The sequence below is a fragment of the Polynucleobacter hallstattensis genome, assembly GCF_018881835.1.
Classification (GTDB): domain Bacteria; phylum Pseudomonadota; class Gammaproteobacteria; order Burkholderiales; family Burkholderiaceae; genus Polynucleobacter; species Polynucleobacter hallstattensis.
In genome coordinates, this window is sequence record NZ_JACVPO010000002.1 from 197,479 (window position 1) to 221,697 (window position 24,219).

The 24,219-nt window shown below is 45.2% G+C and carries 29 protein-coding genes; 7 read left to right on the forward strand and 22 right to left on the reverse strand.

Translation table 11 applies throughout. From position 1 onward, the window contains the following. The first annotated feature begins 60 nt into the window (after positions 1–60). From gloA to ICN26_RS07450, 3 genes are read left to right on the forward strand one after another with little or no spacing between them, the layout of a single operon-like run. Positions 61–447, forward strand: a complete 387-nt coding sequence (gene gloA, locus ICN26_RS07440) for a lactoylglutathione lyase (protein ID WP_216267845.1) — start codon at positions 61–63, stop codon at positions 445–447. 17 nt (positions 448–464) lie between these two features. After that, positions 465–1,637: a GNAT family N-acetyltransferase gene (locus ICN26_RS07445; RefSeq protein WP_216267846.1), complete on the forward strand. Its 1,173-nt coding sequence runs from the start codon at positions 465–467 to the stop codon at positions 1,635–1,637. Then, positions 1,634–1,882 (forward strand): DUF1289 domain-containing protein, encoded by a 249-nt coding sequence (locus ICN26_RS07450; protein WP_216267847.1) that lies wholly within the window; start codon positions 1,634–1,636, stop codon positions 1,880–1,882. Before ICN26_RS07445 ends, ICN26_RS07450 begins: the two co-directional genes overlap by 4 nt. Positions 1,883–1,886: 4 nt before the next feature. Here ICN26_RS07450 and ICN26_RS07455 read toward each other — a convergent pair whose 3' ends face one another. Next, positions 1,887–3,494 (reverse strand): ABC-F family ATPase, encoded by a 1,608-nt coding sequence (locus tag ICN26_RS07455; protein WP_216267848.1) that lies wholly within the window; start codon positions 3,492–3,494, stop codon positions 1,887–1,889. Between the two features lie 101 nt (positions 3,495–3,595). Further along, positions 3,596–4,306: a queuosine precursor transporter gene (locus ICN26_RS07460; RefSeq protein WP_215353676.1), complete on the reverse strand. Its 711-nt coding sequence runs from the start codon at positions 4,304–4,306 to the stop codon at positions 3,596–3,598. A 97-nt stretch (positions 4,307–4,403) separates the two neighbouring features. Here ICN26_RS07460 and ICN26_RS07465 point away from each other — a divergent pair, with 97 nt between their 5' ends. Then, entirely contained in the window at positions 4,404–5,582 is a 1,179-nt protein-coding gene (locus ICN26_RS07465) for an acyl-CoA dehydrogenase (protein WP_215353678.1), read from the forward strand. Here the strand turns inward: ICN26_RS07465 and mnmH are convergent. The 17 genes from mnmH to ICN26_RS07550 all read right to left on the reverse strand — a co-directional run bounded on the left by mnmH (position 5,579) and on the right by ICN26_RS07550 (position 18,386). Further along, positions 5,579–6,652 (reverse strand): tRNA 2-selenouridine(34) synthase MnmH, encoded by a 1,074-nt coding sequence (gene mnmH, locus ICN26_RS07470; RefSeq protein WP_216267849.1) that lies wholly within the window; start codon positions 6,650–6,652, stop codon positions 5,579–5,581. The genes ICN26_RS07465 and mnmH overlap by 4 nt on opposite strands. Positions 6,653–6,661: 9 nt before the next feature. Then, positions 6,662–7,081: an acyl-CoA thioesterase gene (locus ICN26_RS07475; RefSeq protein ID WP_216267850.1), complete on the reverse strand. Its 420-nt coding sequence runs from the start codon at positions 7,079–7,081 to the stop codon at positions 6,662–6,664. A gap of 28 nt (positions 7,082–7,109) precedes the next feature. After that, complete coding sequence (locus ICN26_RS07480) at positions 7,110–7,454, reverse strand: protein tyrosine phosphatase family protein (protein WP_215353684.1); 345 nt, start codon at positions 7,452–7,454, stop codon at positions 7,110–7,112. Between the two features lie 58 nt (positions 7,455–7,512). Further along, the gene (locus tag ICN26_RS07485) at positions 7,513–7,944 is read right to left on the reverse strand and encodes a DUF6691 family protein (protein WP_216267851.1); all 432 of its coding nucleotides are present in this window, start codon (positions 7,942–7,944) and stop codon (positions 7,513–7,515) included. Between the two features lie 3 nt (positions 7,945–7,947). After that, complete coding sequence (locus ICN26_RS07490; RefSeq protein WP_216267852.1) at positions 7,948–8,385, reverse strand: YeeE/YedE family protein; 438 nt, start codon at positions 8,383–8,385, stop codon at positions 7,948–7,950. Positions 8,386–8,407: 22 nt separating this feature from the next. Further along, complete coding sequence (locus tag ICN26_RS07495; RefSeq protein WP_216267853.1) at positions 8,408–9,529, reverse strand: YeeE/YedE family protein; 1,122 nt, start codon at positions 9,527–9,529, stop codon at positions 8,408–8,410. An 18-nt stretch (positions 9,530–9,547) separates the two neighbouring features. Then, complete coding sequence (locus ICN26_RS07500) at positions 9,548–9,862, reverse strand: hypothetical protein (protein ID WP_216267854.1); 315 nt, start codon at positions 9,860–9,862, stop codon at positions 9,548–9,550. Between the two features lie 59 nt (positions 9,863–9,921). After that, a complete protein-coding gene (locus ICN26_RS07505) occupies positions 9,922–10,890 on the reverse strand; it encodes an MBL fold metallo-hydrolase (protein ID WP_216267855.1) in 969 nt (322 codons plus the stop codon). 3 nt (positions 10,891–10,893) lie between these two features. After that, positions 10,894–11,319 (reverse strand): DsrE family protein, encoded by a 426-nt coding sequence (locus tag ICN26_RS07510; RefSeq protein ID WP_215329872.1) that lies wholly within the window; start codon positions 11,317–11,319, stop codon positions 10,894–10,896. Positions 11,320–11,341: 22 nt separating this feature from the next. Continuing rightward, positions 11,342–13,072: a thiosulfohydrolase SoxB gene (gene soxB, locus ICN26_RS07515; RefSeq protein WP_216267856.1), complete on the reverse strand. Its 1,731-nt coding sequence runs from the start codon at positions 13,070–13,072 to the stop codon at positions 11,342–11,344. A gap of 45 nt (positions 13,073–13,117) precedes the next feature. After that, positions 13,118–13,756 (reverse strand): sulfur oxidation c-type cytochrome SoxX, encoded by a 639-nt coding sequence (gene soxX / locus ICN26_RS07520; protein WP_216267857.1) that lies wholly within the window; start codon positions 13,754–13,756, stop codon positions 13,118–13,120. 16 nt (positions 13,757–13,772) lie between these two features. Continuing rightward, complete coding sequence (gene soxA / locus ICN26_RS07525) at positions 13,773–14,588, reverse strand: sulfur oxidation c-type cytochrome SoxA (RefSeq protein WP_216267858.1); 816 nt, start codon at positions 14,586–14,588, stop codon at positions 13,773–13,775. Between the two features lie 55 nt (positions 14,589–14,643). Then, a complete protein-coding gene (gene soxZ / locus ICN26_RS07530; protein WP_215353701.1) occupies positions 14,644–14,952 on the reverse strand; it encodes a thiosulfate oxidation carrier complex protein SoxZ in 309 nt (102 codons plus the stop codon). A gap of 56 nt (positions 14,953–15,008) precedes the next feature. Further along, entirely contained in the window at positions 15,009–15,461 is a 453-nt protein-coding gene (gene soxY, locus ICN26_RS07535) for a thiosulfate oxidation carrier protein SoxY (RefSeq protein ID WP_215353703.1), read from the reverse strand. An 85-nt stretch (positions 15,462–15,546) separates the two neighbouring features. Further along, entirely contained in the window at positions 15,547–16,626 is a 1,080-nt protein-coding gene (locus ICN26_RS07540) for a c-type cytochrome (protein ID WP_216267859.1), read from the reverse strand. Beyond that, entirely contained in the window at positions 16,610–17,965 is a 1,356-nt protein-coding gene (soxC, locus tag ICN26_RS07545) for a sulfite dehydrogenase (RefSeq protein WP_439650739.1), read from the reverse strand. Before soxC ends, ICN26_RS07540 begins: the two co-directional genes overlap by 17 nt. A gap of 79 nt (positions 17,966–18,044) precedes the next feature. Beyond that, positions 18,045–18,386 carry an ArsR/SmtB family transcription factor gene (locus tag ICN26_RS07550; protein ID WP_216267861.1) on the reverse strand — a complete coding sequence of 114 codons (342 nt, stop codon included), beginning with the start codon at positions 18,384–18,386 and terminating at the stop codon, positions 18,045–18,047. An 80-nt stretch (positions 18,387–18,466) separates the two neighbouring features. Here ICN26_RS07550 and modB point away from each other — a divergent pair, with 80 nt between their 5' ends. The 3 genes from modB to ICN26_RS07565 all read left to right on the forward strand — a co-directional run bounded on the left by modB (position 18,467) and on the right by ICN26_RS07565 (position 20,729). Then, positions 18,467–19,138: a molybdate ABC transporter permease subunit gene (modB, locus tag ICN26_RS07555; protein ID WP_369411812.1), complete on the forward strand. Its 672-nt coding sequence runs from the start codon at positions 18,467–18,469 to the stop codon at positions 19,136–19,138. Beyond that, positions 19,138–20,247 carry an ABC transporter ATP-binding protein gene (locus ICN26_RS07560; RefSeq protein ID WP_216267862.1) on the forward strand — a complete coding sequence of 370 codons (1,110 nt, stop codon included), beginning with the start codon at positions 19,138–19,140 and terminating at the stop codon, positions 20,245–20,247. Before modB ends, ICN26_RS07560 begins: the two co-directional genes overlap by 1 nt. A gap of 170 nt (positions 20,248–20,417) precedes the next feature. Continuing rightward, positions 20,418–20,729 carry a high-potential iron-sulfur protein gene (locus ICN26_RS07565; protein WP_046330217.1) on the forward strand — a complete coding sequence of 104 codons (312 nt, stop codon included), beginning with the start codon at positions 20,418–20,420 and terminating at the stop codon, positions 20,727–20,729. A gap of 40 nt (positions 20,730–20,769) precedes the next feature. Here the strand turns inward: ICN26_RS07565 and ICN26_RS07570 are convergent, their stop codons facing one another. The 3 genes from ICN26_RS07570 to purF form a co-directional block, all read right to left on the reverse strand. Further along, on the reverse strand, positions 20,770–21,393 hold the full coding sequence (locus ICN26_RS07570) for a class I SAM-dependent methyltransferase (RefSeq protein WP_216267863.1): 624 nt from the start codon (positions 21,391–21,393) through the stop codon (positions 20,770–20,772). A gap of 8 nt (positions 21,394–21,401) precedes the next feature. Continuing rightward, positions 21,402–22,610: an O-succinylhomoserine sulfhydrylase gene (locus ICN26_RS07575; RefSeq protein WP_216267864.1), complete on the reverse strand. Its 1,209-nt coding sequence runs from the start codon at positions 22,608–22,610 to the stop codon at positions 21,402–21,404. A gap of 69 nt (positions 22,611–22,679) precedes the next feature. After that, positions 22,680–24,218 carry an amidophosphoribosyltransferase gene (gene purF, locus ICN26_RS07580; RefSeq protein ID WP_216267865.1) on the reverse strand — a complete coding sequence of 513 codons (1,539 nt, stop codon included), beginning with the start codon at positions 24,216–24,218 and terminating at the stop codon, positions 22,680–22,682. Between the last annotated feature and the right edge of the window lies 1 nt (position 24,219).

Here is a 24,219-nt window from a genome sequence, read left to right on the forward strand (position 1 = left end):
CCAACCCCCTGGGTTTTTTCTTGGCTAACGAGAAACTGGATTTAGCTTTATATTGATAGGATGATGATTCTCCACACTATGCTCAGGGTCAGCAATATGACTCGTTCGATCGATTTCTATACCAAAGTTTTAGGAATGAACCTGCTCCGTAGCACTGAGAGGCCAGAGCAAAAATATTCTCTCGCGTTTGTAGGTTTCGGCAAAGGGAATGTAGATGGTCAATCTGAGATTGAGCTCACTTACAACCATGGTGTTGAGAGTTACCAGCTTGGTGACGCCTACGGCCACATTGCGATTGGCGTTGCTGATGCCTATGCTGCTTGTGAAAAAATCAAGGCTGCTGGTGGGAATGTAACGCGTGAGGCTGGTCCAGTCATGGGTGGTGATACCGTCATCGCCTTCGTCACAGACCCTGACGGCTACAAAATTGAATTAATTCAACGCTAGTATTTCTTTTAAGCTAGTTGAAGCAAAGCGCCCTCCAACTCCGAGTTATTGATAGTCTTTCGCAAATTGCTGAGGATGATTGGAACGCCCTGCTATCCCCGGAAGCAGGCCCATTTCTAAAGTATGCATTTCTCAATACATTAGAAATGAGTGGATGTGTGGGCGGTAATACTGGATGGCAAGTTGCGCACTTACTCGTTGAGGACTCTGATTCAAGACTGCTGGGTGCCATGCCACTTTATCTGAAGCAACACTCCTATGGAGAGTTTGTTTTTGACTGGGCTTGGGCTCAAGCCTACGAGCAAAACGGCATGCCTTACTATCCCAAGGCATTGTCTGCTATCCCCTTTACTCCAGTACGCGGGCCTAGACTACTCGTAGCGCAAACATCTGATAAGAGCGCAGTACAACAGACTTTAGTTGCTGGATTAAAGACACTGGTTGGTCAAAACGCACTCTCTTCTGCCCATGTCCTCTTTCCTGAGAGTGGTGAGTTATTAGAGCTAGAGAAGCAAGGATTTATGTTGCGTAACTCGGTACAGTTTCATTGGCAGAATACGGGTTACCAAGATTTTGAACAGTTTCTTGCAGATCTCACAATGAAACGTCGAAAAAATATTCGGCGAGAGCGTGCATCTGTAGCCATGCACAAAATAAGCTATCGACATATTCCAGGAGCGCAAGCCAGTAAAGACAATTGGGCATTCTTTTATCGCTGCTATGAAAATACGTATATCGAGCATCGCTCTTCCCCTTATTTAACGGAAGAATGTATCCAAACTCTTGGAAGGGATATGCCTGAGAATTTTCATCTCATCATTGCTATTCAGGATGAGAGGCCAATCGCCTCATCCTTGTTGGTAGTCGATCGACTGAATTCAAAAGCATACGGACGTTATTGGGGTGCAGTTGAGCACATACCCTGCCTACATTTTGAATTGGCTTATTACCAAGCAATTGAGTTTTGCATTCAGGAAGATATCAAGATATTTGAAGGTGGCGCTCAAGGCGAACATAAGATGGCTAGAGGTTTTTTACCAACCACTCTGCAATCAGCGCATTGGATAGCAGATGCCGGCTTTTCCAATGCAGTGAAGCGATTTTTAGAGCGTGAATGCGAAGGTATGGCAGCTTATGTTGATGAGCTCGAGCAACGCATTCCTTTGAAATCGTCTAAAGTACAGCCATGACCGAATTTAATAACAACCCACCAGAACAGGCTGGAGCCAATTCTTTAGCTGTTGGTGATGATAGCTCTGACTCTCCTTGCATTGGAGTCTGCACCACACTTTACGATGATGTCTGCCAAGGCTGTGGACGCACCCTAGGTGAAGTCAGTAATTGGGTCTTCTTTAGCCAAGAAGAAAAGGATTCTGTATGGAAACGCATTCGTGCAGAGGGCACTGCAATGCGCTTCCAACGTCAAACCAAGTAAGTATTTAACCAGCCAAAGCTTGGCTGCGTAAGTATTCTTCGTAGGTTCCTGAGTAGTCAGCAATCGTTCCATCCATCTTCACTTCTAGGATGCGATTAGCTAACGCCGAGACAAACTCACGATCATGAGATACGAAAATTAAAGTGCCTTCGTATTTCTCAAGAGCAATTTGCAAACTCTCGATCGATTCCATATCCATGTGGTTCGTTGGCTCATCCATTGCAAGCACGTTGTGCTTTTGTAGCATCAACTTACCCCAAATCATGCGACCCTTTTCGCCGCCAGACAGTACTTTGACAGACTTACCGATATCATCACCAGAAAATAGGAGGCGACCTAGGGTGCCACGAATGACCTGATCATCGTCACCAGTATTACGCCATTCATTCATCCAATCCATGAGCAATTCGTCTTTTGCGAACATCTCGGTATTGTCCTGGGGCATGACACCAACGTTAGCATTCTCCGCCCACTTCACATCACCGCTATCTGCTGAAATCCCACTAAAGCGTTTGCTGAGAATAGTCTTCAGCAGCGTTGTCTTGCCAGCGCCATTCTGACCAATGATGGCAATTTTTTCACCAGCGCGGATGCCGATCTTGAAGTTCTTAAAAATAGGACGGTCATATGCTTTGGAGATCGCATTACACTCAACCGCCATATTGTGCAACTTCTTCTCAGAATCAAAACGAATAAATGGGTTCTGACGCGAAGAAGGTTTTATTTCAACAATCTCAATTTTCTCTAATTGCTTTTGACGTGAAGTGGCCTGACGCGCCTTCGATGCATTTGCAGAGAATCGGGCTACGAAAGCTGCTAATTCAGCAATCTTTTCCTTAGCCTTATCGTTGGAGCTCAGCTGTTGTGCATGAGCCTGAACAGAGGCCAACATGTAGGAGTCATAGTTACCTGGATAAACTTTCAGAGTGCCGAAGTCCATATCCGCCATATGCGTGCACACCTCATTGAGGAAGTGGCGATCATGGGAAATGATGACAATTGTGCTCTTAATTTGGTTCAGAATATCTTCAAGCCAATGAATGGAGTGAATATCCAAGTTATTGGTTGGCTCATCCAGTAGCAATACATCTGGATCAGAGAACAAGGCTTGCGCCAACAATACACGCAATTTCCAACCTGGAGCCACGGCACTCATCGGTCCATTGTGTTGCTCAATCGGAATACCAATTCCCAATAACAACTCCCCTGCTTTAGCTTCTGCCGTGTAACCACCATACTCTGCATAACTGCCCTCGAGTTCAGCAGCCTTCATGTAATCTTCGTCAGTGGCATCGGGGTTTGCATAGATCGCATCACGCTCTGCAGCTGCTTTCCACATTTCCTCATGGCCCATCATCACCACGTCGAGTACGCGCTGATCTTCGTAAGCGAATTGGTCTTGGCGCAATTTACCCAAGCGAATGCCAGGATCGAGACTCACATTTCCGCTGGTTGGCTCTAGCTCGCCACCCAAAATTTTCATGAAAGTGGATTTACCGCAACCGTTGGCGCCAATGAGGCCATAGCGATTACCGCCACCAAACTTAACGGAAATGTTTTCAAACAGGGGTTTTGCCCCAAACTGCATAGTGATATTAGATGCGGACAGCACGGATGTATTCTTACTTTCTGATAGGTCAATTCGAGGATGCGGATGTAGCCAATGCATCAAAGAGCATTATTTTAACGGCTTGCGGCTAAAAAAGCCGTAAATTAGACTTTCAGCTTAAATGGCGTGAAATCAGTATGAATATCGTAGTGATCCTGATTTTCCTTACGCTTGAGAAAACCAATCACCCAATAGGTTAAAGGGGTTGCTAGAACCTCCCAGGCAGTCTTTAGGACGTATTGAGATGCAGCGACAGCCAAGACCTCATTTATAGGCCACAGCCCGTAAAAAGCCAGCATATAGAACAGTGAAGAGTCGACCAACTCTCCGCAAGCGGTAGAGCCAATAGTGCGCATCCACAGATGGCGCCCTTGGGTCAGGATCTTCATTTTTGCCAGGGTGTAGCTATTGACGAAACTACCGCAGCAAAAAGCAATCATGGAGGCAAGTGCTACCCGCCAAGAATTGCCAAATACCGTCTCCATACCCTGCTGGTAGTTAGCCATGTACGAGCCTGGGGCGACAGGCAAAGCAATCACTAGTTGGGCCATGATCGCTGCAAAGGCAAGTGCTGCAAACCCTGCCCAAACTGCACGGCGATCGTAAGCGTAGCCATAAACCTCAGTCAATATATCGCCAAAGAAATAGGCGATTGGGAAAAAGAGGATTCCAGCTCCGAAGGTGACGTTACCAAAATAAGGTAAATCTAACGTTGCGGCCTTGCCGGCACCAATAAAATTGGAGCATAACAAGACCACCACAAAGGCAGCCAATATCAGGTCGTAGTAGCGATGGTGACGTCTAGGTGCGTCCATATGTCTAGAAAAATGGATAATAGGACAAAAGAATATCCGCATTCTTAAAAATTGACAGAACGCTGATTAAACCACCCCTATAGGATCATTAAGAACCATGAGTAAAGCTAGTTTTAATTGGGCCGACCCCCTTCTCCTTGATACGCAACTGACAGAAGATGAGCGCATGGTACGTGATGCTGCTGCTGAGTATGCACAAGGTCGTTTAATGCCGCGTATTCATGATGCCTATCGCAATGAAACTACTGATCCCGCCATCTTTCGCGAAATGGGTGAATTAGGACTACTGGGCATCACCATTCCCGAACAGTACGGTGGTGCAAATCTGAATTACGTTTCCTATGGATTGATTGCCCGTGAAATTGAGCGCGTCGATTCAGGCTACCGTTCTATGATGAGCGTGCAGTCTTCTCTAGTCATGGTGCCGATTAATGAATTTGGTAGCGAAGCACAAAAACAAAAATATTTACCCAAGTTAGCCACTGGCGAATGGATTGGTTGCTTTGGCTTGACTGAGCCTAACTATGGCTCTGATGCGGGCGGCATGATCACCAGGGCCAAAAAAGTTCCCGGCGGTTTCTCTTTAACTGGCTCTAAGATGTGGATATCCAATTCCCCCATCGCGGATGTATTTGTTGTCTGGGCTAAAAATGATGAGGGCTTGATTAGAGGCTTCATTCTAGAAAAAGGCATGAAGGGTTTATCAGCACCTAAGATCAGCGGCAAGATGGGTCTACGCGCCTCCATTACCGGTGAAATCGTGATGGATGAGGTCTTTGTTCCAGCCGAAAATGAATTCCCAGAAATTACCGGCCTTAAGGGTCCATTTACCTGCTTGAACTCAGCCAGGTATGGCATTGCCTGGGGCACGCTTGGGGCTGCTGAGTGGTGCTGGTACGCAGCGCGTCAATACACTATGGATCGCAAGCAATTTGATCGCCCTCTTGCAGCAAATCAGCTGGTGCAAAAGAAGCTGGCCGATATGCAAACTGAAATTACCTTGGCACTACAAGGTTGCTTGCGCTTAGGCCGCATGAAAGATGAAGGCATTGCCGCACCAGAAATCACCTCCATCATGAAGCGTAATTCCTGCGGTAAATCTTTAGATGTTGCTCGTTTAGCCAGAGATATGCACGGTGGTAACGGCATCTCTGATGAGTATGGCGTAGTGCGCCATATGCTCAATCTAGAGGTGGTCAATACTTACGAAGGTACGCATGATATTCACGCCCTCATCTTGGGCCGTGCACAAACTGGAATTCAGGCTTTTAGTTAAAACCCAAGTTTGGTGATGAGGTCTTTTGCTGTTTTTGCAAAGGCTTCATCACTGTCATTCTCAAGTACTACAAAATGATCTTCGCGATAGCTCGGGAAATTTCGAATAATTGAGGATTGGTAGGATGGGTCGTAATGCATCACTAATAATTCCTCGACCAAGCTCTCAAAATCTCTCGCATCGATTGCCTCATGCCATTTGGTGATTTGCTCCTTGCCATACCGAGATGTCAGCAAGCTCAACTTTTCTTTAAAGCTCTCGGGATTAGATAAAAAATGCTCATACTCTCGTAGTAACCAAGATACCCGCGTATGAGTGCTCGAGCGAAGCTCAATACATTGCCCGTCTCGAATGCGCTCCATCAAGGGATCGGGAATATGTAATCCGCCTACCTTTTTGCTTTCTGACTCAACAAATACTATCTGGGAGGGATCTAAAGAATTCAATGCATTCCATAGATTCGTCTCAAAGCCTTTTTGTGAAGGCTGCTCAACATTGGGCTCATTACCCAGCACCGATCCACGGTGAATAGCCAAACCTTCTAGATCTAATATCTGTTGCCCAAGTAAACCAATTTCTTGAAGAATGCGCGTCTTACCGCTTCCGGTCATGCCAGCAATCACCTGAAAAGAAAAATCTTTAGCAGCTTGGTCGAGATCATTAATCACAACACGTCGGAAGCCTTGATAACCACTTTGCAATTGCAGGGCTTTCCAACCAATGCGATTGAGAATATGAGTAAAGGCCCCACTTCTCTCTCCACCACGCCAACAGTAAATTAAAGGGCGCCACTCTCGCGGAAAATCAATCAGGGAGCTTTCTAAATGATTGGCAATATTGCGAGATACATAAGCAGCGCCGAGTTTCTTAGCAACAAATGGCGAGGCTTGCTTGTACAGCGTTCCAATCTCAATACGCTCTTCATTACTCAGGACCGGAAGATTGATTGCGCCAGGAATATGGTCTAAGGCAAACTCCGCTGGCGTCCTTACGTCAATAATGGCATCAAACTCAGGTAAAGAGGATGCCAGCTTTTCAATACTGAGAATATGCGAGTTACTAGGTTGCAAAAAGATATCCTATTGCAGCTTAGAGATCACATGATCTGGCCAAGGTGAGGATTTACCCGTCTTCAGATCGACCCACACCATAGTGGCGCCACCAACAGCAGCCATCGTTTCTGGCTCTGTAGTTAAAGCCATCGTAGTGTAAACATCCAAACTGGAGCGCCCAATATTGCCAATATAGGTTTTTAAAATGAGTTCACCTGGATATGTGAGTTGTTGATGGAAGTTACAAAATCCATTAATCATCAACATAGATTCATCACCAGGAGCAACGCTATATCCGAGAGAAGTTATCCACTCTACCCTAGCCTGCTCCATGTAGCGAAAGTACACCGTGTTATTAACATGTCCAAATGCATCCATGTCACCCCAACGAATCGGCATACACATCTCATGCACAAACTTTTTCTCTTCTGGGATCTCAATACGCATGAATAATGGCTAAATAATCGATAAAGCTTCAGCGAACCTGTAATGCCATGTGATACAAATTGGTAGAGCGAGCACCAGAACGACAAAAGGCCAAAATTGGGCCCGGCATGGTCTTTAGTAAGCGCGCCATCTCCACTACTTGATCTGGCGTAAATGCGCCGGGAATTACAGGCAAAAAGGCGTAGTTCAAACCTAAAGCTTCGGCTTGAGCCTGAATTTGCGCATTCGTAGGTTGGTCAGGACCACCTTCAAAATCTGGACGATTATTGATTACGCTTTTGTAACCTTGTTTAACAATCTCAGCTAAATGGCCTGGGTCAATTTGACCTAGGGTACCGAATTGGTCAGTATGGCAAGCAATGGGAAGGCTCATCTAAACCTCAAAAAATAATAAGAATTTAAAAACTAATAACTTAGATTCTAAATCAGACTTACTTTTTGTGACCCGTAAAGAAGCGGTTGCAGATTACCATACCAACTAACATTGCCAATATAAAGACGAGAGCCTTAAGGTGACCGGCCCCCAGAGCAACAATTGCAGGGCCTGGGCAGAAACCAGCAATACCCCAACCCGCACCAAAAATCAGGCTGCCAATGATCAAGGGCTTCGAAATATCTCTGCGAGTAGGAATATGTAGTGCTCCACCAAAAAAAGCTTCGGAGCGCTTGGAAACCAAATAAAAACCAGCGAGGCCCACAAGAATTGCACCGCCCATCACAAAGATGAGGGACGGATCCCAGTTACCAGCCAGATCAAGAAAATTCAGAATCTTTTGCGGGTTGCTCATACCGGAAATGATCAGACCAATTCCGAACAACACACCGATTAAATATTGGCTAATAAAACTGAAATGTCTTCTCATGATTTATAGGCCCAACACATGACGAATGACAAAGACTATGAAAAATCCAGCGCTCATGAAAGACACCGTAGCAACTAAAGATCTTGGTGAAAGACGTGACAAACCACAAACACCATGACCGCTAGTGCAACCAGAACCATAGCTGGCACCAAAACCGACTAGTACACCGGCAATAATAATGGCGATCCAATCAGCATCAATTACAGTAATTGTGTGAATACCAAAAAATAGGCTCGACAAGATTGGCGCACTCAATAAACCCAAAACAAGACTTAAGCGCCATTGAATATCACCTTCTTTAGGTGACAATAGCCCAGAAACAATTCCACTGATACCTAAGATACGACCATGGAGGATGACATATAAGGCAGCTGCGAGGCCCAACAAAATTCCACCAAGAAAAGCGGGGCCAGGAGTAAAAGCAAGCCAATCTATCTGCATAATATTTAGCCTAATTTATCAATTAACTACAGGGATTAGGTGCGTTGCGTGTTTCTAAATAAAGCAGGGCTAGGTAGGCACCGAAGATAAATCCTGGCAAGGCAAGCAGTGATCCGATTGCCAATGTGGAGATACCACTCAAGCCTTGGCCAACAGTACAGCCAAGTGCTGTAACTCCGCCGAACCCCATTAAAGAAGCACCAATTAAATGGTTAGCCGTATCTTCAGTATCGCGAAAACTTTCCCAACGAAATGACTTAGTCAAAATAGAAATGCAGGCTGATCCAGAAATCATTCCAATGACAGCTGCAATGCCAACAGTAATCACCTTTGAAGTGTCGCTATACATCATCAACCAATCTAAGGAAAAGGCATAAGGTGCCACAAACGAGAGACTCTCCATGCGACCAGAGTTAGTCACCAAGAAAACCTCTTCTAAGGTGTTAGGATCCTCAGCAACAAAGCCCAAGTTACCTGATATCCACCATACAGCGCAAATAGCCAGGCCAACAAAAATTCCGGCAAATAGATTTTCAGCCGTCCAGAAAGCTTTATTTGCAAGTGCATAAGCAATAAAGGCAAATCCCACTACTAAACCTAAAGCTAGATGTAAGTTATTGCGCGCAATGCCAGTCATTGGAGCTAAGATACTTGGCAAATCTTGAGATGTATTTAGGGCAATGAAGACCGAATCCAAAGTATTGACGCGGATAACACCCAGAAAGCCCTTCATCGTCATGTAGGCCGAAAGTCCAAGGACGATAAATACGATGATGGACTTCAGATTGCCGCCGCCAATACGAACAAGAGTCTTGCTACCGCAGCCAGATGAAAGCACCATGCCAAAACCAAATAGCGTGCTACCTACTATTGAAGATAGCCATAAAAACCTATTGCCGGTATACATGCTCTTTAAGGGATCAATAAGCCCCAAGTAAGACATCAAAGCAAAACCAATAATCGCCACGCCGATGGCCAGAAACCATTGCTTTAGACGACCCCAGCTAGACATAATAAAAATATCTGAGACTGCACCCATGCTACAGAAACCTGTTTTTTGCATCATTGCACCCAACAGGAAAGTCACTGCAAAGGTAGCAAATAAAACTGATTTGCTAAGAGAAGAAATATCTACCGCATCCATAAAAAATCTTTACTGAAATTATTTAAATTTATAAAACTGCTTATTGAGAAAAGCTGTTACATCAGCCTCATCCTCAGGGAAAAGATCAAGACGTAATTCTGTATTACACCTAGCAACCATCGTCTTTAGGTTTTGAAGATTTTTAACCTTGCTATCACTCCGGGTGTAGATCATGTCACCATTGCCAAAGCCAGATTTTTTGGCGTGGCAGGCATAGCATTTCTCTTGATCAATTTTTTTACCGTTTGCAAGGTCCGGCGCAGCATAGACAGATAAATGCAGGCCGAACATGGCAGCAAATACAAATATAAGCTTAATCAGTGGTAATTTCATTTGAAATCAGTCATTTACAAAGTAATCGGCTATTTTAAAGCCCAGATGACAAAAATGCCTTATTCCGCCTGAATTGATAGGTATACGTTGTACGCATTCATGCGGTTTGCAGCTCTAAACAAGGGCATTCCTTCATATTCTGACCAGTCAGCCTGCCGATAAGCCTCCTCGAAGGGGTCCATATCGATAGCCGCCTTAGCCATTGATTGGCGCAAATATCGTAAATACTCCCGTGTAAAACGGATATCTTCAATGGGATTAATCGAGTGCGCACCGTGGCCAGGAATCACGATACTGGGATTGAGTGATTCAATCTCATTCAAGGCCTGCAACCAGCCCTTGCTATCAGCGTTACCAACAAAGGGAATGCGACCTCGAAAAACCAAATCACCTGCAAAGAGGACTTTTTCAGATGGGATATAAATAATTAAGTCCTCAGGCGCATGAGCTGGACCCACCCTACCAATCTTAAAGTTCACACCACCAACTGTGAGTGTGAAACTCTGATCTATCCAGACATCTGCTGATATTAAGTTGGTCGAGGAATTTATCCAAGGAGCAAAATCAGTTCGTGATGCGATGAGGCGCTGCCGAGCCGTCTCCGAAGAGATGTAACTTCTCCCCTCCCCTTGAGCATAAATTTTTGCACCAAGCTTCTTAAACTCTTGGAGCCCATAAACATGATCTGCATGGTAGTGAGTAACGATGACAGCTACAATTTTTTGAGGAGTAATTTTTTTAATTTCTGCAATGAGTTTCTTGGCAAGCGCTGGTGAACCTAGAGCATCAACCACCACTACACCTTTGGGAGTAATCACAAACCCCGCATTAGAAATAAAGTTTTGATTTTTACTGCTGCCCATCTCTGGCAAGCCTTGTACGAAATACGTATGTGGCGCTACTTGAATAGGCTTCAGGATCAAATCATCGGATGCGTGAGCAGTGCTTACAGATAAAAGTAGTAAGGCCGAGACAAGAAAAAGCACTCTTAGGGCATAAGCGCGCAAGTCAAGATGCGGCAACCGCATAGCTTAGGGCTTTATATAAGCGAAACGGCTTTGGTTTTGAAGATCAGCAACTCGAACAACTCCGGATGGAGTGTAGTCTGTGTCTAAGATGAATTGATCCTTTTTCAGATTTCGATTCTTTAGCGTAATCTCGCAGACCTCAAAGCGAACTCCACGGGACTTCAATGCGCCAACTAAGGGTGCATATTCAATTCCATTCTTCTTATCTTTTGCGCCTTCCATCATGATGTCGACGCCATTGGCATGAGTAACGACAATGATTTTGGTCTGCGGGGATACATCCAAATGATTGCGTATATTACGCAAACCTTTAATACCTTGAGACTCAGCGTCATCAATGTGATAAACCACCTCTGTGGGTCCCGCACCATTGGCTCCGCTAGCAAACAGGGTAAAAGTAATTGCCAGGCATTGAAGTAATTTTTTCATTATTGATCTCGAATTAATAGTATTAGAGTGAAACCATTCCGGGGTTATTTTTTACACCTTTAATGATCGGTTCGTTGAGCTTTACAGCCTTAACCACCTTCACATCACGCAAATGGCGTTCCATCACATCCCAAATTGCCTCACCACCAGCATTCTTAGCATCTTCGCTAACTGGTGCCCAACCAGCAACCTTATATGTCTTGCTAGGATCAATATCCTTGCCATTTAAACGCATATCACTAATCCGCTTGCCAGCAGATGCCGCTGGATCAATGGTGTATTGCATACCACCCACACGAACCATGTCACCACCCTGCTGGTAGTAAGGATCAGGGTTAAATAAATTGTCTGCCACATCTTCCAAAATAGTCTTGATAGTTTCACCAGTCATATTGGTAACTGTGGTGTATGGATAGGTAATGGCGGTTTGATCTAGCAAATTCTCACGGGTAATAGCTTGACCTGGCAATAAGCTTGTGCCCCAACGGAAACCTGGAGAGAAAGCAATCTCCGCGTTCTTCTGAGTCATCAATCCGTCCAAAATTAACTGGTCGAAACTGCCATTGAAATTACCACGGCGATACAAAAGACCATCTGTAGTTGCTAGTTTTTCATTCAACTTCGCTTCATATGGGGCTCGTACTTTAGCGATCAACTTGTTCATCGCAGGATCAGCCGGAATCATATTCGAGAAAATTGGGAAAAGCTTGTAGCGAAAATCTACTGGCTTGCCACCTTTGACATCAAAATCGAGTACGCCCAAGAATTTACTATTGGAACCTGCATTGGTAACTAAAGTTACCCCATTCGAGTTCTTTACCTTGACTGGAGTTGGAACACCATCATGCGTATGGCCGCCCATAATTGCATCTAAGCCTGTAACACGGGATGCCATCTTTAAATCAACGTCCATACCGTTATGGGATAACAACACAACTACTTTTGCACCCTTGGCCTTTACTTCATTAATGGTCTTCTGAAGATTTTCTTCCTGAATGCCAAATGTCCAGTCTGGTGTGAAGTAACGTGGATTAGCAATTGGGGTGTAAGGGAAGGCCTGGCCAATCACGGCCACTTGAATACCGTTCTGCACCTTCATGACATAAGGATTAAAGACGGAGTCACCAAAGTCTGCCGTCTTAATGTTTTGAGCGATGAAAGAAACCTTGCCTTTGAAATCGCCATTCACAATTTCCATGACGCGTTTCTCGCCTAGGGTCATTTCCCAGTGGGGAGTCATGACATCAACACCTAACAGCAAGGCCGCATCAACCATATCTTGACCATTGGTCCAGAGGGATGTACCTGATCCCTGCCAAGTATCTCCACCGTCCAATAACAGCGCACCTGGACGACTAGATTTGATTTGCTTTATCAGAGTTGCCATATGAGCGAAGCCACCCATCTTGCCGTAGTTTTGTGCAGCCGCAACGTAATCAAGATAAGTAAAGGCATGCGCATCTCGCGTCCCTGGCTTAATACCATTTGCCTTTAAAAAATATTCGCCGACTAAATGAGGTGTCTTGCCCTCTTGCGAGCCAATACCAAGATTGACATTAGGCTCACGGAAATAGATTGGTAATAGCTGGGCATGGCAATCGGTGAAATGCAGAAAATGCACATTCCCAAACTTCGGCAAATCATAGAATTTTTGAGCGGTTGTCTGTGCGTTAGCGAAATTCGATTGCAAACTCATTCCACCAGCAGAGGCGATAGCCAATGCTTGCAAAAACTCACGACGATTTAAAGACATAGTGATTCCCTTAAGAAAACAGGCCTTGCGGCCTGTTTAAATGTGTTATTTGTTCACAGGTGATTCTGGGTCAAGCAGCAAAGCCATGACATCCTGTATTTGCTTCTCATTTAATAACTTGAAGTGGGCAAAACGCGGCATATTGCTGCATGCGTTGTAAGCCTTGGAGTTATTAATTCGGTTCCAGGTATAAGTTACGACCTCTGGAGAATATCCACGCATTTTTCCATATCCAGTTAAGGATGGACCGATGTTCCCATAAGAAATTTCTTTAGGGTCAATTTGATGGCAGTTATAACAACCACCGCCAACTTGGGTGTCAGCTTTATCAGACCACGTGGCTCCACGACCACTTTGCGCGATTCTTTCACCACTCTTCCAGTCGCCTATATATTTTCCATCAGACGGCTGCTTGATAGTATCCATATTAATCTTCTGGATTTTCTCGCGCATAGCTTGACCTTGTTTACTATCAGCAAACTTAGGATCAGAACAGAACTTTTGCGTTGCATCTTGGTCGATGCGATCCAATCCAGCAATACCTTCTGCGCGGAAGCTATCTTGAATCATCTTGTTAAATTTTGGATCATTTTTTTGTTGAGCAAGAGCAGGAGTCTGCACTAAACCAGTAGCAAAAATAAATCCAGTAGCAGCTAAGAGTTGTTTTAAGTGTGTAATTTTCATATTCATCTCTTATCCATTAACGCTTTAAGCCAGGTGTTTCAACAGTTCCGCCATTGCCAGTTTTTGCCATATACATAGACAAAGCGATAGTTACATCTGAGCCATAAATAGGGTAAGGAAAACGTTGCTGACGGAAGCAATCGTTCAAGCGTTGTTGCATCGTCCAAAATTGACCGCTCGATACGCGGTAGGCTGGCCAATAACCCCAACCCAAAGCGGCACCCTTTTGCTCTGTGATGTTCGGTAAATCCTGTAAGCGAATACGCTTGCCGTTTTCAGCATGACAAGATGCGCAGGAGAAATCCATTGGACCACCCTGGAAGAAGAAGGCACGCTTACCCAGGTCATACATCTCTTTTTCCTTTGGATGCGCAGTGCTTACCTTAATCTTGTCACCTTTAGATAAGGTAACAACATAGGCAACGATAGCCTCCATATCCTTTTTAGGACCCTTTTGGAATGGAGCATCAATCATTTCCTGTGGATCGCGACCTTGCAATACCTGCATACAAGTCATCAAGCGTGACTCTAAATCTTGAACCTTATTGGTGTCCTTAAAGTAGCGTGGCAGTTGTGCTGCTGCGCCCTTCACTACACCAGGGCCTAGACCCAGATTACATTGCTCAAGAGTTGCGTTCTTTGGGCCAGCCGGCTTTTTCCACAACTCTTCACCTGCTGCCTCGTAGAGCTCTGAAGGATTTCCATCGGCAATCATCTCGCGATATTTAGCAATATCGTCAGTAGCACTCTTTTGTGCTGACACCGAAGATGTCATTGTTAATAAAGCTGTTACTAAACCAGTAGCTAGCCCTAAGGTCAATTTACGCTGCATTTCCTACCCTTTCAGAACCACGGAGGCGGTGAAGATTTATTAAAGCAAAAAACAATTAAGAAACAGTTGCTTCATCAGTGCGTTTATCGCCCTTATTATCATTCCAAGTCACAGCAATTTTGTCACCCTTAGCACCCTTGTACTTAAAGTTCAAAAATGGGTCCTTTGAAACTGCAGGACCAAATTCGCCAGCAAATACTTTTTTGCCATTGGCCGTAACATTAATAGTGCTGATAAACCACTGAGGGATAGTTTTGCCGGCAGCATCTTTACGCTGACCAGATTCCATATCATGTTTCATCAAGATTTTTACGTCAACAGTACCGCCGTTTTCAGCAGCTCTTACGCGCATTGGATCAGCCATTTTGGTTCCTTTTTTACTCTATATATAAATGAATTGTTCTATTGAATTACTGCGAATTAACCGCCGCAACCACCAAGCGTTACTTTGACTTCTTTAACAGTCATCAACCACTTACCATCAGCCTTGACTAATCCATAGACATTGGATGTTTGACCCATCTTGATACGAGTAGTAACGAATGGCTCAGTACCAGCAGGAATAAAGAATTGGGCGGCGAGTGAGCTTGGGTTCTTTTCAACCAAAATTGCCATCTGCTCCGCTTTAAGCGAGGTAGTAATTCCGACAGGAACTACCGCACCATTTTCGGCAATATCAGGAGCATTCAATGTAACTGCGGCAGATTTATCTGGGCTACCAGCACCTAAAATTTTAAAAACATCATCCAAGCTCTTACCTTCAAAAGCGGCTTTATTCCACTCTTGGGCTTGAGCAGTACTAATAAGGCCTGTAGAAGCCATCAAGCCAAACACTGCTGAGTACTTCAATACACTGCGACGCTGCTGATTCATAAAAACTCCTTTATTAATCTTCATTACTCTCAATTTATTGCTTATTTTGCATTAAAACACTGTGGATACCACCTAATTCCTTAATTTATTTACCGCCTGAAAGCATCCAAACCACCAAAGCCTTGCGATCCTCATCAGAAAGCTGTGCTTGAGCTGGCATCGGGATTGAACCCCAAACACCCGCTCCCCCAAGCTTCACCTTGGTCATTAACCGATCCACCGCACCACTTTGCCCCTCATACTTTTTGGCAATATCTGCAATTGAAGGCCCAACTAGCTTGGCATTAGGGGCATGACAAGCTGAGCAGTTCTCGTTCTTGAAGAGCGCTGCTGGTCCTTTTGCCGCAGAAGAATGGGTATCCGACGCATGAGCCAAGCCAGACCCTGATGCTCCAGGCAATTGCTTAATAGGGGGCTTCGTAGTGTCTGCACCGCGGTATGGCCCGTACATACGATTTTGCTCTGCAATATTTTCATGCGCATTGCGAGCAAAGTCTGGCAGGGTTGACCCAATTTGCACGAACGAAACACAGTTATGCATACATGCATTGCCATTGACGTCAGGCTTATCTTTTACGTTCCAAAAGCCGTGCTTAGTTGTCATGCCGTTACGGTTCGGCATTTTAATTTCAGCAATATTTTTATCGCTCAGAACAAAATCGTCAGGGACAATTTCGCCAAGACTCAAAATAAATGCAACCAATGCATAGGTGTCATCAGGAGTTAGCGATCTAGGCGCATTCCACGGCATCGCACGGTAAATGTAATCCCACAATGTGGATACTGTAGACAGCTTCATTAAAGTAGTTCTTTGCGGCTGCTTTGTATCTTTTAATGAGGCAACTCGACCCGTCTTCAGATCATCCTTAGTGGTGCCACCAGCAATAGGTGTAAAGATTTCATTAGACTCACCGAAGGTACCGTGACAACTGGCACATTGAGCCTCCCAAATAATCTGTCCTTTTTCAACTGAGCCGGATCCTTTTGGCAAGCCCTTAAAGTCTGGACGCACATCAATATCCCAGGCTGCAACTTCAGAAGGAGTCGCCACTCTACCAACACCAGGAAATTTTGTTGAACCTGATTGAGCAAATACGAATTGCGCAACCACTGTAATGAGCGCCGCAACTCCTAGGCGGATCTTCAATTTATCCAACTTGAACATTGCTCACCTCGCCATTTGAATCTAATTTCCATGATTGAATTGCATTGTTGTGATAGATCGAGCGTGTACCGCGAACATTACGAAGTGTCTTGATCGTTGGTTGTATGTATCCGGTGTCATCCATGGCTCTTGATTGCATGATTGCCGGAGAGCCATCCCACACCCAATCAATATTAAAGCGCGTAATGGATTTAGTAAGTATGGGCGTTTCTAAACGGGCTGTACGCCAATTATTACCGCCATCGAAAGACACATCGACTCGTGTAATTTTTCCTCGACCAGACCAGGCCATGCCGCTGACGTTGTAAAAACCTTTATCTAAAAGTTGTTGGCCGCCTGATGGTGTAGTGATAACAGATTTGCATTCCTGAATTGATGCATATTGACGGTGATCACCATTTGGCATCAAATCGATGTAATGAATTGCCTCATCCTTAGAGTTCCATGGGGCATCGCCTACTTCTAAGCGGCGTAACCATTTCACCCAACTAACGCCCTGAACACCAGGAACTACCAGGCGTAACGGGAAGCCATTTTCTGGGCGCAGCATCTCACCATTCATAGCCCAAGCCACAATGGTGTCATTAAGGCAGCTCTCAAGATTAATGGTGCGAGTCATTCCCGAGCCATCACCGCCCTCGGCTAACATGAACTTTCCTTTTTTGAGATCGGCACCGCACTCCTCTAGCAATACCTTTAAAGGAACACCTGTGAATTCACAGCAAGAGAGCATGCCGTGCGTGTACTGGACAGTTGGAACAGCTACGTTACCCCACTCTAATCCAGTATTCGCGCCACACTCAATAAAGTGAGTACGAGAAACTGATGGCAAGCGCATTAAGTCGTTCATCGTGAAAACACGCGGATTCTTAACCAAGCCATTCACCATCAAACGATGTGTTTCTGGATTGACGTTGTACCAACCTTGATGGTGACGTTCAAAATGTAAACCGTTTGGCGTGATAGTTCCAAACAGACCTTGAAGAGGTGTAAAGGCGACAGATGCAGCAGAGACACGCGTAAGCCCAGGAGACTCACGTCGAATTAAATTAGATTCATAAATAGATGGCACGCCGTATGGCATGGTTGCTACGTTTTTGCCAAGCGTTGTTTGCCACTCCTGTTTCTCAAGGATGGCTGGATCGCCCTCACCTGCTGCCATAGCTAGTGGAGCCGCTAGTCCAGCAGTTGCGCCACCAAGTGCAGACATAAAACCTTTACGTAAAAAGCCACGACGATTTTCATCCAATCCGTTTGCGTTGATATCGGCGATGAGCTCCTGAGAGATAAAATGTTCAGGTGCCTTTACAAGACGAGCTTGATTGGCTGGCTTTTCGATTGCGCTAATATCCTGCGCGCTAATCTCAATTTGTTTTTTGGTCATTTGATATCTGCTTTGGTCAATAGATACTTCGAAATTAATGCAAGCTCTCAGCAATTTTTGCGCACACGGTTTGGCACATTTCTACAGTGGCGTTATCAGCAATTGAGTAAAAGACAGTGGTACCCTCTTTGCGCCTCAGCAAAATTCCCGCTTTATAAAGCGCAGAAAGGTGACGTGAAACATTAGCCTGACTTGAGCCGCATAATTCAATCACCTCGGACACAGACTTTTCACCGCTACACACTGCATACATGATGCGCAGACGTGACGGCTCCGAAAGCACATTGAAGTAATCAGCGACTCGTGCAAAAACCTCTTCCATTGCTTGCGGAGAAAGGTCCTTAGTGGCTTTTTTTGCCTTAGCTTTTATATTCATTATTTATAATCATATATGCGTATACATACATATTAAACACTTAAGGACTCTGTATTCATATAGAGAAATACCCTAGCCTATTGACGCAATACAATGTGAGAATGGATATTGATGCAATTCTGCTGTCCTTAAAGCTTGCTTTTTGTACCATGGCCCTGATGTTGCCATTTGGGATATGTGCTGCCCATAAGCTAATGAGTCTCAATAGAAGCAGACCATGGGTTGAGGCTGCTCTGGCGCTCCCCTTGGTACTTCCGCCTACAGTTTTAGGCTACTACTTTCTAGTTTCATTTGGTAACACCAGTATTTTCGGTGTTCCCCTGGTTTTCTCATTCACAGGGATCTTGCTTGCTTCGCTCATTGCTAATATCCCATTCGCCATTCAGCCCATACAACGAGCCTTTGAGGCCATTAATCCTGAAATTCGGGAAGCTGCCCAAGTCAGCGGCCTTAGTAATTGGCAAATCTTTCGCTTAATTGAACTGCCTCTCTCTTGGCGTGGTATCACTGGTGCGGCTGCCCTCACCTTTGCCCACACCCTTGGTGAATTCGGAGTTGTCCTGATGGTGGGCGGCGCAATACCAGGCGAGACAAAAACAGCTTCTATTGCAATTTACGACAAAGTTCAAAGCTTTGATACCTCCGGTGCCGGTGCCATTGCACTTGTGCTCTTAGGCATATCCCTGGTTTGCATTGCGCTTTCCTATGGAGTATTGGGGCGCAAGCCAAATCCGAGTAAAGGCCTAAGCTAATGCTAAAGGTCAAAATTCAGCAGGCAAGCCCAAGCCCACTACAAATTAGTTTGGAATGCGCGCCAGGTGAGTTGCATGCTTTGGTTGGGCCCTCAGGAAGTGGCAAAACTACAGCTCTTAGAACTATTGCGGGCTTAAACAAACCTGCTAGCGGGAAAATTGAGTGCGATGGTCAGATCTGGTTTGAAACCGATGATCTTGGTAATAAAGTGCAACAACTCTCCCCCGCAGAGCGCTCTTGCGGCTTCTTGTTTCAGCAATATGCGCTTTTTCCGCATCTGAGCGCCTTAGGCAATGTGATGATTCCATTGCAGAACTCCGATCTCAACACATCGCAGCGCAAAGCGATTAGTCTTGATCTACTGGACCGCATGGGTATTGCTAATCTCGCAGAGCGCGCGCCAAACCAACTCTCTGGAGGGCAACAGCAACGCGTTGCCCTTGCAAGAGCGCTGGCTAGACAGCCGAAAGTCTTATTGCTAGATGAACCATTTTCAGCGATTGATACGCCAACACGCCAAAGTTTATATAAAACATTGGCAGATTTACGCTCGGACTTAAATATCCCAATCTTGTTAGTCACGCATGACCTACGTGAGGCTGATTTATTGGCTGATCAAATTACGGTGATTGACCAAGGCATCAGTCTGCAAACTGCGGCGCCGCAAGTATTATTTCAGAAACCAAGAAATTCCAGAGTTGCTGAATTAGTCGGCATCAGCAATATGTTTCATGGTGTATTTGATGCTGGCAGCTTGAGTTGGGATGGTTGCGACATGGTATTTGATGTTGCCGACAAAGGCAAGATTCCACCAAAAGTTCGCGTAGCCTGGGTTATTCCTCAAAATGGCTTGAGCGTTCATGCCAGCCCGAGTAATGCCAGCTTACCCGCGGTAGTTGAAAAGATGAGCAGCCTTGGCCAAATAGCCGTTATTCAATTACGAATTCAGAATAGTCAAAACACGATTGAGTGGGAAGCCTCTTCAGCTGAAGTCAAAAGGCTGTGTATGGAGCTTGGCAGTCTGATGCATTTAGAACTTGATGGAAATCAAATTCACATCATGCCATTACGCCTAATTAATGACCCTAGACGCTTCATAGGGCACTAAAAAAGTGTTTTGAGCTGAGATAGCAGTCAGGTCTCGAGCTGGGGCGCCGTTCATTAAAGTCCTACTAAAACGCTAGTGTTTATTACCCTATGCATAGAAATGGTATTTTGATTAATATGCTAGTGTCGTCTCAACATCATTAACAACCTTCTCAAATAATGGAGTTTTATATGCAAAATAGTCGTCGTCAATTTATGATTTTATCTGCTGCTGGTGCCTGTACTTTGGCATTGAACGGTCAAGTTCAAGCTCAAGCCATGGTTGCTGAAACTGATCCACAAGCTGCTGCATTGGGTTACAAAGCAAACGCTACTACTGTAGATAAAGCTAAGTATCCAAAGTACGCTGCTGGTCAGGTTTGCAGTAACTGCGCCCTGTATCAAGGTAAAGCAGGTTCTGCTGCTGGTGGTTGCTCATTGTTTGGCGCTAAGCAAGTTGCTGGTCCAGGCTGGTGCTCTGCTTATGCTAAGAAAGCCGGTTAAGCTGCAAAGCTAAATCAAAAAGCTGCTTCGGCAGCTTTTTTTACGCCCTCTTTTTGGCTACCATTCCAAGTAATGCTGAAATACCAGTGTGCCTTGCACCCTCTGATAATTCTTTTTCGTAGCACTGGAGCTCAAGCACTTCAAAATCTTGACTTAACTCACAAATCATTTCTTCGGTATAGAGATGCTCTACCAGTGATGGGCCACCGGTTTTGTATTCCAATTGCTTTGGGGTGTATCCCTGCAGAATAAACAGGCCGTCTGATTTCAAGGTCTGGTGTACTTGTTGGAAAATTCTGGCGCGCATTTCGGGGTCAGCAAACTGGATGAAGATCCCAACTACCGCATCATATGTATTGGCCTGCCAATTAAAACCATCGGTGTCACAAAGACTGTATTGAATATTGACTTCGTTATCAGCAGCGAGCTGATTGGCTTTGGCAAGTGCAATATCAGAAACATCGAAGCCCGTTACGCGCATCCCCTCCTTGGCAAGCCAAACACCATTGCGCCCTTCTCCATCAGCAATACAGAGAACAGAAGAGTTGGGCTTTAGATAATGGGACGCTTGCTCAACCAAATATTCATTTGGCTCTTTTCCAAAGATGAATTCTTGTTTATCAAAACGTTCATTCCAGAACTGGGTAGCATCTGCAAAGCCCATGATTTGGATTACTTCTTTAAGCCGCCAATGAGATCACTCTTTAAATCCACCACGCTCTCAAGTCCAACAGCGATACGGACCAAGCCATCAGTAATGCCTGCAGCTTTGCGTGCCTCTGGACTTACTCGGCAATGTGTCGTGGTAGCAGGATGGGTGATCGTTGTGCGAGTGTCCCCCAGGTTTGCAGTTATGGAGCAGAGCTTTGTTTGATTAATCAACTTGAAAGCCGCTTTTTTCCCGCCCTTCAACGTGAAAGACAAAATAGCGCCGCCTGCTTTTTGCTGGCGCTTAGCCAACGCATGCTGAGGATGAGACTTCAGACCGGGATGGTAAACACACTCCACACCCGGCTGCTTTTCTAACCATTGAGCGATCTCTAGAGCATTTTGACTCTGCTGCTTCATACGCAACTCGAGAGTTTCCAAACCTTTTAAGAACACCCAAGCATTAAACGCTGAAAGTGTTGGTCCGGCAGTACGCACGTAGGGAAATACTTTGCCCATAATGAAATCATTGCTACCTACAATCGCACCACCAACTACGCGACCCTGGCCATCCAAATATTTTGTTGCCGAGTGAATTACTACGTCAGCACCTAATAAGAGAGGTCTTTGCAAAGCCGGTGTACAAAAGCAGTTATCAACCGCAAATAGTGCTTGAGCTTTCTTTGCTATCTTTGAGATAGCTTTGATATCAGCAATCTCAGTTAAAGGATTGGATGGTGTTTCTAAATAAAACATTTTGGTATTTACTTGGACGGCACTTTGCCAAGCTTTGGTATCCGACAAATCCACATAAGTCGTTGTAATACCAAAGCGTCCCAGAATATTGCTAAATAATTGGATGGTGGCACCAAACACAGAGCGCGAACAAACAACGTGATCTCCCGCCTGAAGATACGACATTGCCATTGTCAAAATAGCGGCCATACCAGAAGAAGTTGCTATGCAAGCTTCGCCACCCTCTAGCGCAGCCAATCGATCCTGGAACATGCTGACAGTAGGATTGGTAAAGCGAGAATAAATAAAGCCCTGGTCTGCATGGGCAAAGCCATCAGCTGCAAGTTCGGCACTATCAAAGCAAAAGCTGGAAGTGAGAAACATGGCCTCAGAGTGCTCTTGATATTCAGCAGTACGGCGTGTGCCTGCACGCACAGCTAAGGTTTCAAGCGCAAGCTTGGAGAAATCAGGTTTTTTACGGGTAGTTTTACTCTTCATACCGCTATTTTGACACCGAATTACAGAATTGCCTCAGGCACGCATGCCCAAGGAACTCGATCGTTGTTTTTAGTCTTCTGTAGCTAAGTGCAAATGCAGTTGTGAGCGGGCAAAGTCACTAGAATCGCGTTGACGGTCGGCTTTAGCCTCGGAAGTATTACGTGCGGCCTCCAGGGCATCCAAATAAGATTCATTGATATCGCCAGTAATATAGTGACCATCAAAACAAGAGGCCTCAAAATTCTGGATTTCAGGATTGATATCCTTCACGGCCTGCTTCATGTCTTCGACGCTTTGATAGATTAACTGGTCTGCACCAATCATCTTATTGATCTCTTCATCAGTACGCCCATAGGCAACCAACTCACTGCGAGTTGGCATATCGATACCATAGACATTAGGGAAGCGCACAGGGGGTGCAGCAGAAGCAAAAATCACTTTCTTAGCGCCAGACTCTCGTGCCATCTGCACAATCTCAAATGAGGTTGTACCGCGAACAATAGAGTCATCCACAATGAGGACGGTCTTATCTTTGAACTCAATGCGCATGGCATTGAGTTTCTGGCGTACTGATTTTTTACGAACGGCCTGACCTGGCATGATGAAGGTTCTACCGATATAGCGATTCTTGAAGAATCCTTCTCGGTAATCTACGCCTAGACGTTTAGCAACCTGCATTGCCGCTGGACGACTAGAGTCAGGAATCGGCATCACAACATCAATCTCGCCTGGAATCGTTTCTTTACGAATCTTTTCAGCAAGGTAATCACCCATGCGCATCCGCACGTTATAAACAGTCACGCCATCAATTGTGGAGTCTGGACGAGCCATGTAAACGTATTCAAAAATACAAGGTGTTAGAACTGCATCAGCTACACACTGACGCGAAGAGAAATTGCCATCCAAATCAATATAAATTGCTTCACCAGGATTGACATCGCGCACAAAAGTAAAGCCAAGGCCATCAAGTGCAACTGACTCAGAGGCAATCATCCACTCTGGACCCTTCGGTGTATCCATGCGCCCAATGCAGAGAGGTCGAATTCCAAACGGATCGCGAAATGCCAATAAGCCGTAACCAGCTATCAAAGAAACTACAGCATAAGAGCCTTTAACGCGCTTAGTTACCTGTGTAACGGCGTTAAACATAGCGCTCTCATCTAGTGCAGCGCTATTGGTTTCTTTTTGAAGTTCATCAGCTAATACATTTAATAACACCTCTGTATCTGAGCTGGTGTTAATGTGGCGACGATCCCGATAAGCCATCTCTACACGCAGGCTAGCCGCATTAGTCAGATTACCGTTATGGGCCAAAATAATGCCGTAAGGAGCGCTGACATAAAACGGTTGGGCCTCTTCCTCACTGCTTGCAGAGCCGGCCGTTGGATAGCGAACCTGACCAATGCCAACACTACCTACGAGACTTCGCATATTGCGAGTTCTAAATACATCTCGAACAAGACCATTGGCTTTATGCATCGTGAATGAATTGCCATTCATCGTTGCCATGCCAGCAGCATCTTGACCGCGGTGTTGAAGTAACAACAACGCGTCATAAATGAGTTGATTAACTGGGGAGTGGGAAACTGTTCCGACGACGCCGCACATA

Excerpts from the sequence above, each read along its gene's own strand:
- soxX (WP_216267857.1), bottom strand. The coding sequence starts at position 13,756 with ATGAAAATTACACACTTAAAACAACTCTTAGCTGCTACTGGATTTATT.
- ICN26_RS07505 (WP_216267855.1), bottom strand. The coding sequence starts at position 10,890 with ATGCGGTTGCCGCATCTTGACTTGCGCGCTTATGCCCTAAGAGTGCTT.
- ICN26_RS07475 (WP_216267850.1), bottom strand. The coding sequence starts at position 7,081 with ATGCGTATTGAGATCCCAGAAGAGAAAAAGTTTGTGCATGAGATGTGT.
- ICN26_RS07550 (WP_216267861.1), bottom strand. The coding sequence starts at position 18,386 with ATGAATATAAAAGCTAAGGCAAAAAAAGCCACTAAGGACCTTTCTCCG.
- ICN26_RS07540 (WP_216267859.1), bottom strand. The coding sequence starts at position 16,626 with ATGTTCAAGTTGGATAAATTGAAGATCCGCCTAGGAGTTGCGGCGCTC.
- ICN26_RS07460 (WP_215353676.1), bottom strand. The coding sequence starts at position 4,306 with ATGGACGCACCTAGACGTCACCATCGCTACTACGACCTGATATTGGCT.
- purF (WP_216267865.1), bottom strand. The coding sequence starts at position 24,218 with ATGTGCGGCGTCGTCGGAACAGTTTCCCACTCCCCAGTTAATCAACTC.
- ICN26_RS07560 (WP_216267862.1), top strand. The coding sequence starts at position 19,138 with ATGCTAAAGGTCAAAATTCAGCAGGCAAGCCCAAGCCCACTACAAATT.
- ICN26_RS07575 (WP_216267864.1), bottom strand. The coding sequence starts at position 22,610 with ATGAAGAGTAAAACTACCCGTAAAAAACCTGATTTCTCCAAGCTTGCG.
- ICN26_RS07510 (WP_215329872.1), bottom strand. The coding sequence starts at position 11,319 with ATGAAAAAATTACTTCAATGCCTGGCAATTACTTTTACCCTGTTTGCT.
- soxA (WP_216267858.1), bottom strand. The coding sequence starts at position 14,588 with ATGCAGCGTAAATTGACCTTAGGGCTAGCTACTGGTTTAGTAACAGCT.
- gloA (WP_216267845.1), top strand. The coding sequence starts at position 61 with ATGATGATTCTCCACACTATGCTCAGGGTCAGCAATATGACTCGTTCG.
- ICN26_RS07565 (WP_046330217.1), top strand. The coding sequence starts at position 20,418 with ATGCAAAATAGTCGTCGTCAATTTATGATTTTATCTGCTGCTGGTGCC.
- ICN26_RS07500 (WP_216267854.1), bottom strand. The coding sequence starts at position 9,862 with ATGAAATTACCACTGATTAAGCTTATATTTGTATTTGCTGCCATGTTC.
- soxY (WP_215353703.1), bottom strand. The coding sequence starts at position 15,461 with ATGAATCAGCAGCGTCGCAGTGTATTGAAGTACTCAGCAGTGTTTGGC.
- ICN26_RS07465 (WP_215353678.1), top strand. The coding sequence starts at position 4,404 with ATGAGTAAAGCTAGTTTTAATTGGGCCGACCCCCTTCTCCTTGATACG.
- soxB (WP_216267856.1), bottom strand. The coding sequence starts at position 13,072 with ATGTCTTTAAATCGTCGTGAGTTTTTGCAAGCATTGGCTATCGCCTCT.
- ICN26_RS07570 (WP_216267863.1), bottom strand. The coding sequence starts at position 21,393 with ATGGGCTTTGCAGATGCTACCCAGTTCTGGAATGAACGTTTTGATAAA.
- ICN26_RS07490 (WP_216267852.1), bottom strand. The coding sequence starts at position 8,385 with ATGCAGATAGATTGGCTTGCTTTTACTCCTGGCCCCGCTTTTCTTGGT.
- ICN26_RS07495 (WP_216267853.1), bottom strand. The coding sequence starts at position 9,529 with ATGGATGCGGTAGATATTTCTTCTCTTAGCAAATCAGTTTTATTTGCT.
- ICN26_RS07485 (WP_216267851.1), bottom strand. The coding sequence starts at position 7,944 with ATGAGAAGACATTTCAGTTTTATTAGCCAATATTTAATCGGTGTGTTG.
- soxZ (WP_215353701.1), bottom strand. The coding sequence starts at position 14,952 with ATGGCTGATCCAATGCGCGTAAGAGCTGCTGAAAACGGCGGTACTGTT.
- ICN26_RS07480 (WP_215353684.1), bottom strand. The coding sequence starts at position 7,454 with ATGAGCCTTCCCATTGCTTGCCATACTGACCAATTCGGTACCCTAGGT.
- ICN26_RS07450 (WP_216267847.1), top strand. The coding sequence starts at position 1,634 with ATGACCGAATTTAATAACAACCCACCAGAACAGGCTGGAGCCAATTCT.